8 protein-coding genes are annotated in these 18,488 nt (G+C 58.3%); 4 read left to right on the top strand and 4 right to left on the bottom strand.

Features of this window, described 5'->3' with window-relative positions; all coding sequences use genetic code 11:
* Positions 1 to 36: 36 nt before the first annotated feature.
* Positions 37 to 6,576 carry a non-ribosomal peptide synthetase gene (locus tag JJC00_RS09060; protein ID WP_200472251.1) on the bottom strand — a complete coding sequence of 2,180 codons (6,540 nt, stop codon included), beginning with the start codon at positions 6,574 to 6,576 and terminating at the stop codon, positions 37 to 39.
* A 448-nt stretch (positions 6,577 to 7,024) separates the two neighbouring features.
* On the opposite strand from JJC00_RS09060, the gene speD reads away from it, so the two are divergent.
* Positions 7,025 to 7,417, top strand: coding sequence for an adenosylmethionine decarboxylase (speD, locus tag JJC00_RS09055; RefSeq protein ID WP_200472250.1), 393 nt, complete (start codon positions 7,025 to 7,027; stop codon positions 7,415 to 7,417).
* Between the two features lie 131 nt (positions 7,418 to 7,548).
* Here the strand turns inward: speD and JJC00_RS09050 are convergent, their stop codons facing one another.
* The 3 genes from JJC00_RS09050 to JJC00_RS09035 form a co-directional block, all read right to left on the bottom strand.
* The gene (locus JJC00_RS09050; protein WP_200472249.1) at positions 7,549 to 10,644 is read right to left on the bottom strand and encodes an efflux RND transporter permease subunit; all 3,096 of its coding nucleotides are present in this window, start codon (positions 10,642 to 10,644) and stop codon (positions 7,549 to 7,551) included.
* A 573-nt stretch (positions 10,645 to 11,217) separates the two neighbouring features.
* Positions 11,218 to 13,044: a glutamine--fructose-6-phosphate transaminase (isomerizing) gene (gene glmS / locus JJC00_RS09045; RefSeq protein WP_200472248.1), complete on the bottom strand. Its 1,827-nt coding sequence runs from the start codon at positions 13,042 to 13,044 to the stop codon at positions 11,218 to 11,220.
* Positions 13,045 to 14,374: 1,330 nt separating this feature from the next.
* Positions 14,375 to 15,043, bottom strand: coding sequence for a TetR/AcrR family transcriptional regulator (locus JJC00_RS09035; protein ID WP_200472246.1), 669 nt, complete (start codon positions 15,041 to 15,043; stop codon positions 14,375 to 14,377).
* 241 nt (positions 15,044 to 15,284) lie between these two features.
* Here JJC00_RS09035 and JJC00_RS38940 point away from each other — a divergent pair, with 241 nt between their 5' ends.
* From JJC00_RS38940 to JJC00_RS09020, 3 genes are all read left to right on the top strand, one after another.
* Positions 15,285 to 15,515, top strand: a complete 231-nt coding sequence (locus JJC00_RS38940) for an AMP-binding protein (RefSeq protein WP_200472245.1) — start codon at positions 15,285 to 15,287, stop codon at positions 15,513 to 15,515.
* Positions 15,516 to 15,802: 287 nt separating this feature from the next.
* Positions 15,803 to 16,990 carry a diaminopropionate ammonia-lyase gene (locus JJC00_RS09025; RefSeq protein ID WP_200472244.1) on the top strand — a complete coding sequence of 396 codons (1,188 nt, stop codon included), beginning with the start codon at positions 15,803 to 15,805 and terminating at the stop codon, positions 16,988 to 16,990.
* A gap of 498 nt (positions 16,991 to 17,488) precedes the next feature.
* On the top strand, positions 17,489 to 18,409 hold the full coding sequence (locus tag JJC00_RS09020) for a LysR family transcriptional regulator (RefSeq protein ID WP_200472243.1): 921 nt from the start codon (positions 17,489 to 17,491) through the stop codon (positions 18,407 to 18,409).
* Positions 18,410 to 18,488 lie beyond the last annotated feature (79 nt).

The following is an 18,488-nucleotide window of genomic DNA, read 5'->3' as shown; positions in this document are numbered from 1 at the left end:
TCCCGATCGCACTCGACCGCTACTTCCGCATCCGGCTCATTCACGGATGACAGTGTCGCCGGCTCTTCCGAATTCGCTGATCGTCAGCAACAGCTCCTGTTGCAACACGTTGCAAAGATTCCGGGTCGCCTCATAACCGATCTCAGTTGGATCATATCTAGTTTCAATCTGTAGACGGCCGGCTTGATATCCGACATCAAACCAGAAGAGGTGACTCGCGGCTGCTTCATCCATGTCTTCGCCGATCCAGATTGGAGACGGTTCCTGGGCTAGGAGGCGGCGCGGAAAATGGCGCTGCAAACCCGCTCGATAATTCAGTCCAATTTTGGGTAAGGGCAGACGATCGATCCGGCTCCGCACGGCCGGATCTCGGTTTAGGAATTTCAAGGCCCGAAACCCTATTCCCCTGCGTGGCAGGACATTGCGCTGGCGGTTTATTGAACGAGCACGATCGGGACGGGACTCCGTTCCGGAAAGACTCAAGGAAAGCGGAACCAGTTCGCTGATATGGCCAATGATCTGCGATGGATCAATATCTGCAAACAGCTGACCTCGGGTCGAAGTAAGGCTATCAATCCAGAGCGAATAGTTGCCGTAAACACGTCCACAGGCGCCCGATATGGCGGCAAGAAATACGTCAATGTCCTTACAATGCGCCGATCTGGTTGCAATCTTGAGGAGATCAGCTGTCGCTTCGTTGCCAATCTCCAGATGATGCTTGGCGTGATCTTCCCCAAGGGATCGGCAATTTGCGTCCTCCTTGCGGCCTTCAAGGCGTGCATAATGCAGCTCTCTAGCGGTCACGTCCGAAAAGCTCGCGCCGCCGGATGAGGTGTCGCTGACGTCCAAATTGAATTGATCGTAGTCGATCCCCTCCCAGTATTCGAGTTCGGCTGGCGCTTCGCTGTTCGCGTAGTGCTCAAGGCGTCTCAGCCATCGAGAGAGCATTTGCATGTTCTCGGGACTGCTTATGGCGTGGCCTGAGCCAAAGCCGTCGTATGCCGCATCCAATGCTTCCAGGAACAGGCGATAGCCTATCCCGTCTGCTACGAAATGATGCATCAGGACCAGCAGATAGTAATCGCCGCTTTCCGATGTGCGGAACACCGTGACGTTAACAAGAGGCGTCTGGCCGTCAAAAACGAACATATGTTGACGTCTTGCTGAGATGCTCTCGATTGCCTTACGCTGCCGCAGGCTGGTCATTCCGACAAGATTGATCTCCTCCACGAGGCGCTCGGCCATGGAAGCTGCGATCGTCAGACGTAGACCATCGTCGGTTCGCGCGATACGGAGCCTGAGGCCTTCGTGCCTATCCATGACATGGGCAAGGGCGCGCTCCAGCAGCCGGATGTCCAGGATCCCGCCGGGCAGGAAGAACAGATCGCCTATGTTGTAATGCTCATCGAAGCCGACAAGAGCCTTCCAAGATGCGATCGCGGGGATAACTGGCAACGAGCCATCCGCGGAAGGGACGGTATGGGGTGTAACCGTCGCTCCATCTGCCGCCAATTCCCTAATGGTCGGGGTTCGATAGAGTTGGTCAACAGTAAGATTCAGCCCGGCTTTGCGCGCCAGCGTCACGCAGCGCACGCTCAGGAGAGAATCTCCGCCGATATCAAAGAAGACCTGATCAATTCCGACCCGCTTGACGCCCAGTAGATCCTGCCAGATCCCAGCAAGAACACGCTCCTTCCCCGTGCGGGGCTCGGCAGATGGAGCAGGCCCGACTTCTCGGTAAGGAACCGACATCAGGCCCGCACGGTCTATCTTCCCGCTCGTCGTGAGGGGGATACTGTCAATCAAACGAAAGGCTGCGGGAATCATGTAGGACGGCAATGTGTGGCGCAGGTGGACGACAATATCTTCAGAGATTAGAGAGTCGCGCGCGGGAATCACGTTGGCGATCAAGCGACAATGGCCGTCCATGGCTTCTGGGACGACCGCGGCCTTTGCGATTGCCGGATGAGACTCAAGAGCCTTTTCGACCTCCTCCAGCTCAATGCGATAGCCCCGTACCTTGATCTGGTTGTCCGACCGGCCGCAAATTTCGAGAAGGCCGCTGGTTGAGATGCGCGCGATATCGCCACTTCGATAGAGGACGCTGTATTGTCCATCACCATAAGGATTCGGCACGAAACAACGGGTTGTCCGCTCCTGATCCCGCCAGTACCCAGCGCTTACGCAGCGTCCCGCGATGCAGAGTTCACCGGCGGCTCCGACAGGGACTCTCTTCAAGCTGCCATCGAGCACGTAGAGCTTGACGTTATCGATTGGGCGCCCAACGGGGACGAGCGACGCGCCGTCGTCGGCATCCGACGTTTTGTAGACTGCGGCGTTGGATGCACATTCCGTAGTGCCATAGAAGTTCCACAACGGCACGTCCGGGAAAGACGCACGCCAGCGAACGGGCAGCGAAGACGGCATCGGTTCAGCGCTGCTTGTGACGAACCGCAAGGAAGTGGATCTTGGCTGCCGTTCTTGGGAAGCAATGAGGCCGGTCAGGAGTGGCGGCGAGGCAAATAAGTGTGTCGCGCGACGTCCCGCCAATGTGCTCAACAACAGATCTGGATCCAGCAACTGCTCCTGGGTCAGGATTAGCGTGGATACGCCTCTCAGAAGCCCCCCGAAGTATTCCCAAGCGGACGCAACAAGTGATGCGGACTTCTGGACAACCATTACGTCAGTATTGCCGAAGGGAGCGCTTCGCCACATCCAGTTCAGTCGATTAAGAACTGACGATTCCGGGATGAGAACCCCCTTCGCCTTCCCGGTCGAGGACGACGTGTATATCAGGCTCGCAATTCTCTGATCTGATGGTCCGCCGCTGCATATACACTCGTGCGCGAGCGCACCGCGTCCTTGAAGGGTCAACAGACAAATCGACGGCAGGTCAACACCAAGGTCAGTGGTATTTGCGTGTACCAAAAGCTTTGCCTGACTATCTCGCAGGATATGGTCGATCCGATCACGCGGATAATCCGGTGATATGGGGACAACGATTGACTGCAAGGCGCGTGCCGCAAGAATAACAGCGGCCACATCAGGCGACCGGTCGACCAGCATGGCGACCCTGTCGCCAGCCCCAACGTCAGACGCTTCCAGTAATGACCTGATCGCCGTTACGCGCTCACGCAGATCGCCGAATGTGATCTCACCGAAATCACCAAAATATGCCACCTGGGTGCAATGAGAGGCGCTGATTTGCTCGAACGCTTCGACAAGTGGACATTCAGTCGAGTATGACTGCGCCGAGCCATCCAGCGAGTCCAGCATAACGACATCGGCCGCGCTGAGGCAGCTCAGATCCTTAACGGGCGCAAGCGGATTATCAACGCAGGCTGCAATCAGACAGCGCAGATTATCAGCCATACGGCCGATGAGATCGCTGGAAAATATGTCTTGGGCATATGCTAGCTGGAGGGCCATTTCATCGCCCTGATCTTGTGCGTACAAGGTCAGATCGAATTTTACATAGCCGGTGTCGTATTCGCGGAAAGTCAGATTGAACTCATGCTGATCCGGTGGCTCCGCGGCCTCGGAGTACATGTTGAACATGACCTGGAAGATCGGCGATCGTTCCGCTTCGCGATATAGCCGGCTATCCCTTACCATCCAGCCGAACGGATATGCCGAATTTGCGATGGCATCGCTGACCAGGCCCTGGACGCGCAAGGCATGAACCGCAAAGGACTGACCAACATCGATCGCGGAACGGATCGGCAGCATATTCAGGAAAAAGCCGACAATGTCGGCACTGCCGGGCTGATCCCGTACGACGTGCGGTATGCCGACGATAACATCATCCTGACCGCTGTACATCCGTAGCAACAGCTTGAAGCACGCGAGGAGCGTTGTCGACGTGGTGCATCTATGTCGGCGCGCAAACTCCCGTACCTGATTGGAGAGCTCGCTGCCGAGCAGCACCGCATGCGACGCGCCCCGGTGAGACTTTGCCCGCGGCCGCGCTTGTCCCGTTCCAAGCGAAAGCACCGGCGGATCATCACCAATCTGACGGCGCCAATAGCTGCGCTGGCTTGCCAGCGCCTCTGGGGTCGCGTGCTGTTTTTCCCAGATCGCGTAGGTCGAAAGGGAGGCGCGGTTCTTTGGCAAAGACGCCGCAGCATGTAGGTACCTTTGTCGAAGGTCTCTGAGCAGAACAGAGATCGACCAGGCATCGATAATAATTTCGTGAGCGGTGATCAGTATCAGATGGTGGTCGGGGCCAAAACGGATCATGCGCCCGCGAAACAGATTGCCCTGGCTGAGATCAAAGCTGCCGTTCAGCTCTGTTCGCCGCAACTCTGCGATCAGCTCCTCAGCTTCCTGCGCCGACAGATGAGATGCATCAGCCAATTCAAGATGTGCACATTGCGGAGCATCAAAGAGCTGGACCGGACCATCCTCGTCGATAAAACGCGCAGAAAGGGCCTGATGGAAGCGAACGACATCGGTCCAGGCGCGATTGAACCCGGCCAGATCGATGATGCCTCTTATTCGCAGGCCGCCTTGAATGATGTAGTTCTTGGCAGACGGATCGAGCTGGGAGAGAAACCATAGGTGTTCCTGAACTCGCGTCAGAGGCGATCGCATAAGCTTTCCGTGCGCGGGGCCCATGCACGGTTTGGACTCGCTTCGGGTCGAGATCGAAGCCGCAAGGGATCGTATCGTTCCATTCAGGACGAGCCTGAAATCCGCTCTTACTCCGAGATCGGTCTGCAATTGGCCCAATATGAGCATCGCTCGGAGCGAGTCTCCGCCGAGGCTTATGAACTGATCATTCACGCCAATGTTCTCAATGCCCAGAATGCCTGACCAGATTTGACACAGCTTGGCTTCAACCTCTGTTCGCGGCCCCTCGAATGACGTCGGCATTGGAGGACGAACACTGGTCGGGTCCGGCAATGCTCCAAAGTCGACCTTTCCGTTTCTGGTCCGTGGAATACCGTCGACGTGGATGATCCTTTCTGGGAGCATGTAGGTAGGAAGCGCTTCGGCAAGAAATTCCAAGAGCTCGCATTCCGTCACTTCAGCCGGAGCTGACACATACGCGACGATTCGTCTCGATCCAGTTTCCCCCTCGGCGCCGGTTATGTCTCGCGCCGTAAGCTTTACGCCTGCGCAGACGGACGCCACCGCGACAGCGCGACCTACCAAGTGATGAGCGGAGAGACGCGCCTCGATTTCTCCGAGTTCAATTCTGTGCCCGCGGATTTTGACCTGACGGTCCCGTCGACCAAGACATTCCAAAAGGCCATCGGAACGAACGCGTCCAAGATCACCTGTCCTGTACAGGCGCCGGAACGACGGATCGTTCGAGAACGGGTTTGGCCCAAAGGCATCCTTGGTGCGGACGTGGTCATTGACGTAGCCAGTAGCCACACCAACGCCGCTAACGCAGATTTCGCCGATCTCTCCCGTGTCGCATAGACGAGATCCATCGGCGATGTAGACCTCAAGATTCGCAATCGGCTTGCCGATCGGCACATAAATGTCAGCCACCGCGGGCGGTACGGAAACCAGATTGTGGGTAACACCGTCGGCGCATTCGGTAGGCCCGTAGTGGTTTAGAATGGGGACCGTTGGATATAAGGCAAGCCATGCGCGCGCCAGCCCGGGCGTTAGGGGTTCTCCAACCGTGGAAATAATCCGCAAACTGTCCAGAGTTCGCTCAGCCGGCGCAAGGCGCTGCAGATATTCAACAAATGCTGCAAGCATTGACGGGACGAATTGAGCAACCGTCACGCCGTACCCTTGAAATGCTTTGAGAAGAGATACTGGTGATTTCAGTGTCGCATCATCAATGATCGCGATATTGGCTCCGATGCAAAGCCCTGCCAGAAGCTGCCACAGCGAGATGTCAAAACAATGCGATGCGGTCTCGGCAATGCAATCCGTTCGAGTGAGGGTCAGGGCATCAATTTTTGCCGCCAAATGATTGTTGAGGGCTGCACGCGCAATCATTGCGCCCTTAGGCTGGCCCGTCGAACCAGAGGTAAACAGAATGTAGGCGTGTCCATCCGCGCACGATGATGGCTGGAAGGCCGAAGGCTGGCGCTCACGCAGCTCCGCCTGTATCGGCATGAATTGGATGGTGCCTTTGCTGCTCGTCTGGAACAGGCTGAGCCAATGCTGCTGGTCGGGACCAATAATCAAAGCACAGCGACTCTGCTCAATTATGAACGATGTACGTGAAGCCGGTAACGATGGATCCAGCGGTAGGTACGTTGATCCGGCCTTCAAAATTGCGACGACCGCCGTCGCCCAGTCGAGGCCACGCTCACCCCAATATCCGACGACCGCGCCCCGAGCGCCATGCTCTCGTAGCCTGCTTGCGAGGGCATCCGATCTTAGTCGCAGCGCCTCGTAAGTGAGTTCGTCGGCGCCGCTCCTCAGCGCAATTCTCTCCGGATCGGATCTTGCAATGCGATCGATCGCCGTGTTCGCCTCGATCGGTTGACGTTCCACGTACGGGTTTTTGTCGGGTAGATCTCGGCTAGGCAAATGCGTCCCCCATTCATCGCCTTCAGGGGCCCTTGAATCAGAACACCGATGATCCTGATTGAGGGCATGCATTGCGTAGCCTCTCCGGTATCGGCCAGGCACAGTGTGCCGTTTGTCTGTTTCTTAGCTTCCCGTCCTTTGCGTTCACCACTGTTTCCTCGATGATGTCAGGGGAACGCGGCCGTACGCTAGGGCCTCAAATTTGCGTTGGCACCTACCGGATCTTGTAGTCGACACGCGTCAATCTGCATGGCACCCGCAACCAACGGGTGCCTGGACCATGGTTTGGTGCTCTCCTCACGAAAGCGGACTTGGCGCTCGCCGGGCTGCGGATCCCTACGGCGCCCAAGCGGTAACACCGATTGCGCGCGACTGATTTGTGCCTTTGAGACGACGCCAAGTCCTTGATGCGGCATTGAGGTCATGAACCCACCGGCAAAACACGCCGCCTGATCACCCCGTCACCTAAATCCCGAATAGCTCATGTTATCGAGCCGTCGAATTCAATGGAGATTTCTGAATGATTATTGATAACGAACAAGAAGTACCACCGGCTCAGGCCACCGGTGCGACGCATATGCTCATCGAGCTATGGGGAGCGAAAAACCTCGATGATCCGGACCTTGCGGAAGACGCAATCCGAAAAGCCATCCATGCAGCGAGTGCGACGTTACTCCACCTTCATGTGCATAAATTTTGTCCAGGCGACGGCGTGTCGGCAATAGCCTTGCTGGCTGAATCGCACATGACCTTACATACTTGGCCTGAGAGGTCCTACGCGGCCGTTGATGTTTTCGTATGTGGTGACAGCAATCCTGCGAATGCCGTGCCAGTTCTAGTTGAGGCTTTTCAGCCCGAACGGTCGGACGTTCGCAGCTTCCGGAGAGGTGTGTCAATCAAGCCAACCGGTTGAGAGGTAGTCGACCCCTTGGATCAGTCATCGAGATCGCTGCATCAATCGGACAACCATCTTGTGGCGCAGCTTCGGCGCGAGTGCGCCTTGGCAATGCCCATTGCCGCATTGCATCTTCAATCGATGCCGCCTCAGGTCGGCCGCAGCGCCTTGGAGCCGAGACCCAGCTCCTCGATCTGCTTGTTCCGCACGGACCCGGTCTTTGCACGGTGGTCGGTCGCTAGCACCACATAGACCGCCGGCAGCACGAACAGCGTGAACAGTGTGCCGATCGACATGCCGGCGACGACCACGAGACCGATCGAGAAGCGGCTGGCGGCGCCCGCGCCACTCGCGGTCAGGAGCGGAATCAGGCCGGTGATCATCGCGGCCGTCGTCATCAGGATCGGCCGCAGGCGGATGCGCGCGGACATCTCGATGGCCGAGCGGCGGTCCAGCCGCTCGTTGAGCTGGAGTTCGTTGGCGAACTCCACCATCAGGATGCCGTGCTTGGTGATCAGGCCGACCAGCGTCAGCAAGCCGACCTGGGTGTAGATGTTCATGGTGGCTGCGCCGAAGAACAGCGGGATCAGCGCGCCGACGATCGCCATCGGAACCGAGATCATGATGACCAACGGGTCGCGCAAGCTCTCGAACTGCGCCGCCAGCACCAGGAAGATGATGATCAGCGCGAAGGCGAAGGTGATTGCGAGCTGATTGCCTTCCTGGACGTACTGCCGGCTGTCGGCAAGGTAGTCGTGGCTGAAGCCCTGCGGCAGCTTCTTGGCCTCGCCTTCAAGGAACTCGACGGCCTGGCCGACGGTCACGCCGGGCATCGGCACCGCCGAGAAGGTCGCCGAGTTGAGTTGGTTGTAGTGGGTCAGCGAATTCGGCGCGGTCGTAGTTTCGATTGACACCACCGTCGATAGCGGCACTTGCTGGCCGGTGCTGGTCGCTACGTAGTAATTGCCGAGCGATTCCGGCGAGAGCCGCTTGGCGCGCGGCACCTGCGGGATCACCTGATAGGAACGGCCCTCCAGGTTGAAGCGATTGATGTAGTTGCCGCCGCCCAGGAGCGCGAGCGCGCTGCCGATGTTCTGCATGTTGATGCCAAGATCCTGCGCCTTGGCGCGGTCGACGTTCACCTTCACGGTCGGCTGATTGAAGGCGAGATCGCTGTCGGAGACGATGAACATACCACTCTTGCGCGCGGCGTCCTTTAACTTCTCCATCTGCTCGTAGACGGCCTGGAATCCCGCGGTCGAGTTGATCACCATCTGCACCGGCAGGCCGCCCGGGCCGCCCGGCAGCGGCGGCAAATTGAAGGCGAAGGCCTGCACGCCTTCGATCTTGGACAGTTCTGCCTGGACCAGCGGCTTCAGCGCGATCGAGGAACGCTTGCGTTCATCCCACGGCTTCAGCAGCATGCCGGCGATACCGTTCTGAGGGCCGTTGATACCATTCAGCACGAAGCGCAGATCGGTCTCGGGGAAGCTTTGAAATTTCTTGTCGAGCTTGTCGCCATAGAAATCGAGATAGTCGTTGTTGGCGTATTTCGGTGCCTTGGTCACCGCGAACACGATGCCTTGGTCTTCCTCGGGCGCGAGCTCACTCGAGGTGTGCAAGTAAAGGAACCCAACGAGGCCGAGGATCGTCATCGCGAATAGGCCCGTTACCGCCTTGTAGTCCAGCGAGCGGTCGAGCTTGCGGCCGTACCAGCGCGTCAAGGCACCAAACACCTTGTTCACGAGCATGGCGAAGCGGCTCTCTACGCTGTTCTTGAAGAGCACTGAGCACATCATGGGCGACAGCGTCAGCGCGATCACCCCGGACACGACCACCGAGCCCGCGAGCGTGAAGGCGAATTCACGGAACAGCGAGCCCGTCAATCCGCCGAGGAAGCCGATCGGGGCGTACACGGCGGCGAGCGTGATGGTCATCGAGACGACCGGACCGACAATTTCGCGCGCGCCTTGCAGCGAGGCCTGCACCGGTGTCTTGCCCTCCTCGAGATGGCGGTGGATGTTCTCCACCACCACGATGGCGTCGTCGACCACGAGGCCGATCGCGAGCACCATGGCCAGCAGCGTCAGCAGGTTGAAGCTGAAGCCCAGCGCCAGCATCAGCGTGCAGACACCAATCATCGACAGCGGGATAGTGACGACCGGAATGATCACCGAGCGGAACGAGCCCAGGAACAGGAAGATCACGACAACAACGATAACCACGGCCTCGCCCAGCGTCTTCTCGACCTCGTCGATCGAGGATTGGATGAACTTGGTCGAATCATAGGCGACCTTCATCTTTATCGACGGCGGCAGGTTGCGCTCCAGCTCGGGAAACAGCGCGCGCACGCCCTTCACCAGCGTCAGCGGGTTGCCCTGCGGCGTTGCGTTCATGCCGATGAAGATCGCGTGCTCGCCGTTAAAGGCCACGCTCGCATCGGTGGTCTGCGCGGCAAGCTCGACGGAGGCGATGTCCTCCATCCGGACGAACCCGCCATCCTTGGCTTTGACGATCAACTTCTTGAACTGGTTGACGTCGGTCAGGCCCGTGTTCGTCGTGATGTTCGAGACGATAAGGTAGCCCTTGGTCTGGCCGGCCGCCGACTGGAAGTTGTTGGCGGTGATCGCGGCCGCGACATCAGTCGGCGACACGTTGTGGCCGGCCATCTTCAACGGGTCAAGCCACAACCGCATCGCAAACGTCTGGCCACCCAGTATATCGGCGGACGCTACGCCATCGACGGTCGACAGCACCGGCTGTACGACGCGCGTTAGGTAGTCGGAGATCGCCGAGCCGGACAGCTCCTCCGAGGAGAAGCCGAGATACATCACCGCTGTCGTCTGGCCGGTGGTCTTAGTGACGACCGGATCGTTGGATTCCTTCGGGATCAGATATTTGATCGAATTCACCTTGGCGAGCACCTCGGTGAGTGCCTGGTTCGGGTCGACGTTCAGCTTGATGTAGACCTGGATCGTCGAGGTGCCGAGCACCGAGGACGAGGTGATGTAGTCGACGCCCTCGGCGGAACCGACCACCTGCTCGATAGGCGTAGTGATGAAGCCCTGGACCAAGTCCGCGGACGCGCCGGGATAGACGGTCGTGATGTTGATGACCGTGTTCGACAGCTTCGGATATTGCCGTATCGGCAGTACCATCGCCGCGCGGAGGCCGATCAGCAGGATCAGCAGACTGACGACGACCGACAGGACCGGGCGCTTGATGAAAATGTCGGTAAAGGCCATCTTGGCGATCTCGAATTCGTCTGCTTGAGGGGTGTGACCCGGCGTCAGGCCGGATCACGCGAGCGCGTTATCATTAGAGCGGGGGCTGGAATGGCCGGCGCCGGCTCGGACGAAATCGGTAATGCCGCACCCGAGTGCAGGCCGAGCGGTCCGACGGCGACGATCTTGCCGCCCGCTTCAGGCCGTTCGGCGCCTCCTTCGTGCTTGCCGGGCGTGACCTCTGGGCCAGTCGCTTTCCAATTCAGATCGGCGAACACGACTTGGCCCACGTTTGAAAACCGCTTCGCAGTCCTTTGTTACGCCTTTTTTTTGTGCCGAAGTGGCAACCGCGCGGCGCGTTGACTTTCTGGGCGGACTTTCAAAGCGGGATGCAAGCGACGCTACCATGTCGTCGGCCTCCTGAAGGCGCGTGTCGAGGACCTGTTCGACTTCGCCGCAGATTCCGACGCGAAAGCGGCAGACGCTGGCATCCTTGACCGCCTAAGTTTGGCGGCGCTGGCCGGTTGTGAATGCTCAGACATAACTCTCTAGACCGGTTTGACGACAAGACGCGATCGGCGGCTTCTGTCCTCCCTATTCGACCGTCACGGACTTGGCGAGATTCCGCGGCTGATCGACATCAGTGCCCATCACGACGGCCGTGTGATAGGCTAGCAGCTGCACGGGGATCGCATAGACCATCGGCGTGAAGACGGCAGGCATGTCCGGCAGCACGATGGTGGCGAACGTATCCAGTGTCGCCTCCTCAGCGCCCTTGGCATCGGTCATGAGGACAATGTTGCCGCCGCGCGCTGCCACTTCCTGCATGTTTGAGACCGTTTTCTCGAACAAGCGGTCATGCGGTGCGATCACCACGACTGGCACGGTCTCGTCGATCAGCGCGATCGGGCCGTGCTTGAGCTCGCCCGCAGCATACCCCTCTGCATGGATGTAGGAGATTTCCTTCAGCTTCAGTGCGCCTTCTAGCGCGATCGGGAAGCTCGTGCCGCGACCGAGATAGAGTACGTCGCGCGCTTTCGCGATGTCGCGCGCAAGCCTCTCGATCTGCGGTTCGCTGGTGAGCGCTGCCGCCATCAGGCGAGGAGTTTCCACCAGGCCGCGCACCAGCTCGATCTCCTCATCCTCGGACAGTTCACCGCGCGCCTTGGCGGCCGCGATGGCGAGCGCAGCTAGCACTGTCAGTTGACAGGTAAAGGCTTTCGTCGACGCAACGCCGATCTCCGGGCCGGCCAGCGTCGGCAGCACGGTTTCGCTCTCGCGAGCGATGGTCGACGTTGGTACATTGACGACTGCAAGTGTGTGTGCACCTTTCGCCTTGGCGTAGCGGAGCGCAGCAAGCGTATCTGCGGTCTCGCCCGACTGCGACACAAAGATCGCGAGATCACCTCTGCCCATGGCAGATTCGCGGTAGCGGAACTCGGAGGCGACGTCGACTTCAACGGGCACGCGGACAAAGCGCTCGAGCCAGTATTTCGCGACGCAGCCAGCATAGCTCGCTGTGCCGCAAGCGATGATCGTGATGCGGCGGACGTCTCTGAAGTCGAACGGCAGCTCGAGCGGCAGAGCAACGCGTTCGCTGGCTGCGTCGATGTAGCGCGCCAGAGTCTGCTCGACCACCTTCGGCTGCTCATGGATCTCCTTGGCCATAAAGTGCCGATAATTCGCCTTGTCAACCAGGAGCGACGACGCACCCGATTTCAGCGTCTCGCGGCGCGCGACTGCTCCTTTGGCATCGTAGATGACGTGGATCTTGCGGGTAAGCACGGCGCAATCCCCGTCTTCAAGATAAGTGATGGCGTCGGTGAACGGCGCGAGCGCAATGGCATCCGAACCGACATAAACCTCGTCATTGCCATAGCCGATCGCGAGCGGGGATCCCTTCCGTGCAGCGATCATGAGATCGTCGTGCTCCTTGAACAGGAATACCAGGGCAAACATCCCGCGCAGGCGCGGTAAGGAAGCCTTGACTGCCTTTTGGGGCGAGTAGCCCTCCCTCAGATAGGATTCGACCAGGTGCGCCACCACCTCGCTGTCAGTGTCGGAAACAAATCGAGCACCTTTCTGCTCAAGTTCGGCGCGCAACTCACGAAAATTCTCGATGATCCCGTTATGGACGACCGCGACGTTGTCCGTCGTATGCGGATGCGCGTTGTACTCCGTGGGCTTGCCATGAGTGGCCCAGCGGGTGTGACCAATACCGGTGTGACCCGCTAGCGGACTACGGCGGAGGCTGGTCTCAAGATTTTTCAGCTTGCCCTCGGCGCGCCGGCGCTCAAGATGATTGGCCTCGAGCGTTGCGACTCCCGCTGAATCATAGCCGCGATATTCCAGCCGAGTGAGCGCTTCGATCAACCGCTCCGCAACGGGTTCGCGCCCCAAAATGCCTACAATCCCACACATGCGGATCAACATCCCCCAATTTCAAGAATGGAGTTTTTGGAGCAGCTAGACTTTTCTTGAGACCTTCGATTGAAGGTGCTCAATGATTGTTGCGGATTTGGGTGCTTTGGATTCTGCGGCCCAATCCAAGCGCCCCCGACCGAAGCGCGGTTCGGGTGAGCAGGATCGAATACAAGCATGTGGCGGCAGTAGAAGGCGGTAAGACGCGTGTGCGTGGCGAACTGAAAGCCATGGCAACTGCAGACTGTTTGGAAGACCACAGTGTAGTCGCGGTGGGGGTGCTTGGTCACATCACGCAAGTTGCGTCTGCAAGATCGATGACACTCGATCCAGATCGAGGACCCGCGCGGTGTCGAGTTATCTGCCGGCATGAACTCCATCCATTGGATCCGTTGAGAGCCAAGCGTCATGGCGCAGCCTCCTTCGCAAGGCATTGGTAAAGCGGATGCTGGATAGTGGAATTCCATCTCGAAGCTGTCGCTCGTACATGGCACACAAAAGAAGCCCGGCGGCTTTCTGCGAACGGGCAGAAGTCAGCCTCGGCGGAACGGCGCTATTGCGCCAGCTTCCGTCGACGGTGGCAGGGCCTACGGGCCGCAGTACCCGCCCCAGCACGTGGCCGGATTAAAATGCACTGGATTGATGCTCGAGATGCACCGAAACTTTCCCCAGCTCTAGGCAAAGATCGAACACCAATTCTGATGGCCGAAGCCTTTTCTCCAGACCAATGTCTTTCTTATGCGGGATCTTATAGGCTTGGTAAAATCGATTGTGTTGATGGGCCGCATCTACAGAATGGATAGCTTCTTAGTCGAAGCGGCCGCAGTGACGCAGGCCCTCACCAATTTCCCGACCTGAACAGCCGCTATTCCAACCTGGCCGGCCGCCGGCAGAACCAAAAGTGTTTCGCCGCCCTGCAGCTTCCCCCGGCGCGCTGGGTGCATACAGTGCCGTCAAGTAATTGGCGAACAACGAGGCGCCGACCTCGGCTCTATACCTTTTGGCGTACCGAAAAGGTCCGCGCCTGGCACGCGAATATATTCGGCGAGGCCACCATTTCTGGCCATTCCGATGCCGGCGTAGCGGCTTGCGCTTCCGTCACGATCATTCGCACACCGGACCTCAACCCAGGGAGCGCGACTGCGCTAAGCACGAAAGGAACAGACAATGAAGCATCTGGTTTCATCATATTTGCTGCCGAATTGATCGCCTCTCCCCTTTGAATCCCCGTCCTTCTGCACTGGCGCAAAAACGTGATATCGAGGTCATATTGTTGCGTCGCGCTTGTTTCGCTGGGACACACGCGCTGCGCATCGATGGCAGAGAGATGCTAACGGGGAGCAGCGGGCTCGTCTTTGGCACCAAACACGCCTCGATACCAGATCTTTGCGCAGTGTGACCCTATGTGCTCGATCTCCGCCTCGCTCGGATCTTCCGACGCGAGATCAAATTTCATATAGGCAACCTGCTCCATGGTGGCGCCGAGCACTTCAGCAGCCATTTCAGGATCGAGTTCACGGCTGAGTTCGCCCACGCCCTGAAGCCGTATCAGCCAAGTCGCGGTGCGCCTTACGAAGCGGCTACGTTCCGTGACATACAGAGATAGAAACGTGGCTTTCTCGCCTCGAGCCGCCGCCTCGCGCATGACGCGCAACAGCTTGCGATGTTGGACATAGATCTTGAGATACGCGATCGTATTCTCAACGAATTCGGCTTCGGTTGCCTTCAACGAGCGGCCCGACCTTCGCTTACTCGCAACGTAAATCTCGTCAACCAGTGGCCGCAATACGGCCAGCAGAATCTCGTCCTTGTTTCGGAAGTGCCGGTAGAAGTTGCCGTAAGACGTTCGAGCGATCTTGACGATGTCCTGGACCCGGGTCGCCTCGTATCCTTTGCGCGCGAATACGCGCGCCGAGGCGTTCAGCAGGCGCTGACGCATTGCCGCCCCCTTCGCCGTGGCAGGGGTTAACGGCTCGAGCTCAGAGTCGGTCTCCAGCATTTGCGACCCATAGCACCGCGGCTGCTTGACCGCCAGCTCGGAACCCGGTAATATGACGTCAATGTCAGTTTTAAGGCTAGGCTCGAATCACAATGAATTCAAGGCCGGGAACTGCAGAGCTCGCCTGGCCTATCGATGCAGTCAGTAGCCCCGAGCAGGGGTGGGCGCCGTCGGTCGCGGCAATTCCGTCGCATGCAAAATTTCGCCTCTCCGTTGAAAGGCGACATCCAGGAATGTGTTGATGTATCCGGGCACCCACGCGCGAACAAATCCGGGCCGCCCTGTGCTCAGCATGGCGGCGGTCGGTGATGTCGTGACGTACGCCGAATTTGAGGATCGGTCTCGACGGGCTGCAAACCGGCTCTTCGACGCCGGCCTGCGGTCCGGCGACGTCGTGGGAGTGCTCTCTGACAACAACTCTCTTGGTTTTTTGATGTCTACTGGGCCACTCAGCCCTCCGGCCTGCATCTGATGCCGATCAATTGTTCGCAGAGCCCCAGTGAAGTCGACTACGTGCTCGAAAACTCCGGCGCGGCGGCGTTGTTCGTGGACGTGGTGAATTCGAGACGACATCAAAAATCGACGACCAGGAAAAACTAAAGCAGCGCATGTGGTCTGAAGGAAGCCTGGCAGCTTACGAACCGTACCAGGAGATCCTGGAAGCCTGACATCAAGCGCCTGGAATCAAATGAACCGCTCTGCTCTGCCGCCTCGCCATCGCATGTATGCCGCTGAATTTGGTCAACACAACACAATCCCATGTTGCTCCGCAATACGCTCCGTGACTATCGCTTGCCGCTCGATTCCTCCGATGCCGATGCTCTCGGCGTCGAGGCTGCCCTAGCAGTGCAGCACTTTCTCCAGCATAGGCAGGGGGCGGCCCCTACTCCGATGGTTTCACTGCCTGCCGTTGCGCGTCGTCTGGATGTCGGATCCATTTACGTCAAGGACGAAGGACAACGACTGGGCCTCGGTAGCTTCAAAGCACTGGGCGGGGCCTATGCAGTAGTACAGCTCGTCCTTGGGCTCGCGTCGCAACGGTGGGGCCGTCCAGTGGATATTTCCGAGTGGCGCTCGCCGGAGGTCGCCACGGTCGCCGCGGGCATCACCGTGACATGTGCCACCGACGGCAATCACGGCCGATCGGTCGCACAAGGCGCGCAACTCGTCGGTGCAAACTGCGTCGTCTTTGTTCATGCTGGAGTCAGCGATGAGCGCTGCCGAGCGATCGCGCGGTATGGTGCCCGTATCGAACGTGTTCAGGGCAATTACGATGATTCCGTTGCGTCGGCATCGAAAATCGCCAGCGAACGGGGCTGGATTGTGGTCTCAGACACATCTTGGCCGGGTTACGAACGGATTCCTCACCTTGTTATGCAAGGTTATACAGCATTGCTTCGTGAGGCCCTTGCAGCACTGCCGAGGCCTCCAACTCACGTGTTTGTCCAGGCCGGTGTTGGCGGCATCGCAGCGGCGACTGCCGCTCATTTTTCGCTTGTATTCGGAAAGGACAGACCCTTCTTCACTGTGGTCGAGCCGGCTCGAGCCGCCTGCCTTCTCGAGAGCGCCAAGGCCGGCCAGATCGTGAAGGTGCCGCACGACAGACCAACTGTTATGGCGATGCTTGAATGCTACGAGCCATCACTTGTTGCCTGGCGCATCCTCTCGCGCGTTGCCGATGCATTTATGACCGTTGATGATGCCGAGGCCGTTACGATGATGAAGCAGCTTGCTTATCCCGTTGACGGCGATGCGGCGATCGTCGCCGGCGAAAGTGGCGCAGTCGGTCTCGCTGGATTGGCAAAGGTGGCGGATGATCCGGCATTGCGTGTGGAGATCGGGCTGAAGTCAAATGCCTGTGTCTTCCTGATCAATACCGAGGGCGCGACTGATCCAGTGCTGTATCAGAAACTCGTGGGCGCTCGCCCCGAGGACTTGACCGGCTGAACCGACGGAGGAGAGCATACCATGCCGAGTTGTCCGACGTTTATGGGGTTTGCAGTGGCCGCGCGTGACCGCCGTGTCTGTGGCGGTCGCGATGAGACAGAGCTTTCGGTTTTTCACATGCCTTGCAAACACCGGCCATTGCATGTGGATTTCAAATACGATTCTGCGCTCTGGAACGGTTCGCGTTCCTTCGCCGGTTTGCAGTTATGGTTGATAGCTGCAGCCGCCTGCTCGCGTTTCACGGCAAACCCAAAGCGAAGTCGGAGGGCTTCTCGACTCTACGGAAGCAAGTAGCTGATATAGAGGCGGCGGGCGTTCGCCTGATCGCGTACAGCAAACCTTGGTATAGCTTTTCCAACCCTTTGTATGCAGCAGTTTGTCATCGAACTGCTATGTCTTAACTCTAACTCTCCATCTAAAATTTTGCCGCGACTCCCGTGAGCAGGTAAAATCGATTGTTTAGATGAAGCACATCCACACGATGGATAAATTCGCACCATGCGTTTCAACGGCCTTGATCTAAATCTTCTCGTCGCGTTCGACGCTCTCATGACGGAGCCGAACCTCACTGCGGCGGCGCGGCGAATCAACCTGAGTCAGCCGGCCATGAGCGCGGCCGTGGCCCGGTTGCGCACCTATTTCCACGACGAGCTTTTTACGATGATGGGTCGCAAGCTTGTTCCCACGCCGCGAGCCGAAGCGCTTGCAGCCCCCGTTCGCGAGGCTCTGTCGCACATCCAACTCTCCATTATCTCCCCCGACATCTCCCCCGGCGGATTTAAACCGACGCAGTCGAATCGTCGCTTCAGGATCATCCTGTCAGATTTCATGATGACCGTGTTTCTTCGAAAGATCGTGGATCGCGTCGCGCAGGAAGCTCCGGCCGTCTCCTTCGAATTGCTGCCACCCGAAGAGGACCCCGATCAACTTCTCCGGCGGGGTGAGATTGACTTCTTGGTTTGTCCGGATTTGTTCATGTCGCACACGCATCCCAAAATGCCGCTGTTTGACGAAAGATTCGTGTACGTCGGCTGTCCCAAGAACAAGCAGCTAGCTGAGCCGCTTACATTAGAGCGATACTTATCGATTGGACAGGTTACGGCCAGATTTGGGAGGACGATCAGACCTTCGTTCGCTGAATGGCTTTTGCTCGAGCATGATCTCAAGATTCGCGTCGAAGTCGCTGTGCCGGGCTTTAGCCTGATTCCCCCGCTGATATTGGGAACTGATCGCATAGCGACAATGCCATCGAGGATGTTCAAGCATTTCAAGAACACGATGCCCTTGCGAACGATCCAAGCTCCTTTGCCGGACTTCGCGTTCACCGAATCCGTCCAGTGGCCTGCTCTTCACAACGCTGATCCGGCGAGCATTTGGATGCGCAACATTTTTGTGCAGGAGGCCTCCCACATCGCATGAGTTCGCCTGAACTTGAATGCGCGGCGTAATCAACCACGGCACGTGGTGATCCACGATCTATCGAGTCACCGACTTGAGA

Source organism: Bradyrhizobium diazoefficiens, from assembly GCF_016616885.1.
GTDB classification, from domain to species: domain Bacteria; phylum Pseudomonadota; class Alphaproteobacteria; order Rhizobiales; family Xanthobacteraceae; genus Bradyrhizobium; species Bradyrhizobium diazoefficiens_F.
This window is presented reverse-complemented; position numbering and strand designations above follow the sequence as displayed.

Excerpts from the sequence above, each read along its gene's own strand:
- JJC00_RS09050 (WP_200472249.1), bottom strand. The coding sequence starts at position 10,644 with ATGGCCTTTACCGACATTTTCATCAAGCGCCCGGTCCTGTCGGTCGTC.
- JJC00_RS09025 (WP_200472244.1), top strand. The coding sequence starts at position 15,803 with ATGTTGCTCCGCAATACGCTCCGTGACTATCGCTTGCCGCTCGATTCC.
- JJC00_RS09020 (WP_200472243.1), top strand. The coding sequence starts at position 17,489 with ATGCGTTTCAACGGCCTTGATCTAAATCTTCTCGTCGCGTTCGACGCT.
- glmS (WP_200472248.1), bottom strand. The coding sequence starts at position 13,044 with ATGTGTGGGATTGTAGGCATTTTGGGGCGCGAACCCGTTGCGGAGCGG.
- JJC00_RS09035 (WP_200472246.1), bottom strand. The coding sequence starts at position 15,043 with ATGCTGGAGACCGACTCTGAGCTCGAGCCGTTAACCCCTGCCACGGCG.
- JJC00_RS38940 (WP_200472245.1), top strand. The coding sequence starts at position 15,285 with ATGTATCCGGGCACCCACGCGCGAACAAATCCGGGCCGCCCTGTGCTC.
- speD (WP_200472250.1), top strand. The coding sequence starts at position 7,025 with ATGATTATTGATAACGAACAAGAAGTACCACCGGCTCAGGCCACCGGT.
- JJC00_RS09060 (WP_200472251.1), bottom strand. The coding sequence starts at position 6,576 with ATGCATGCCCTCAATCAGGATCATCGGTGTTCTGATTCAAGGGCCCCT.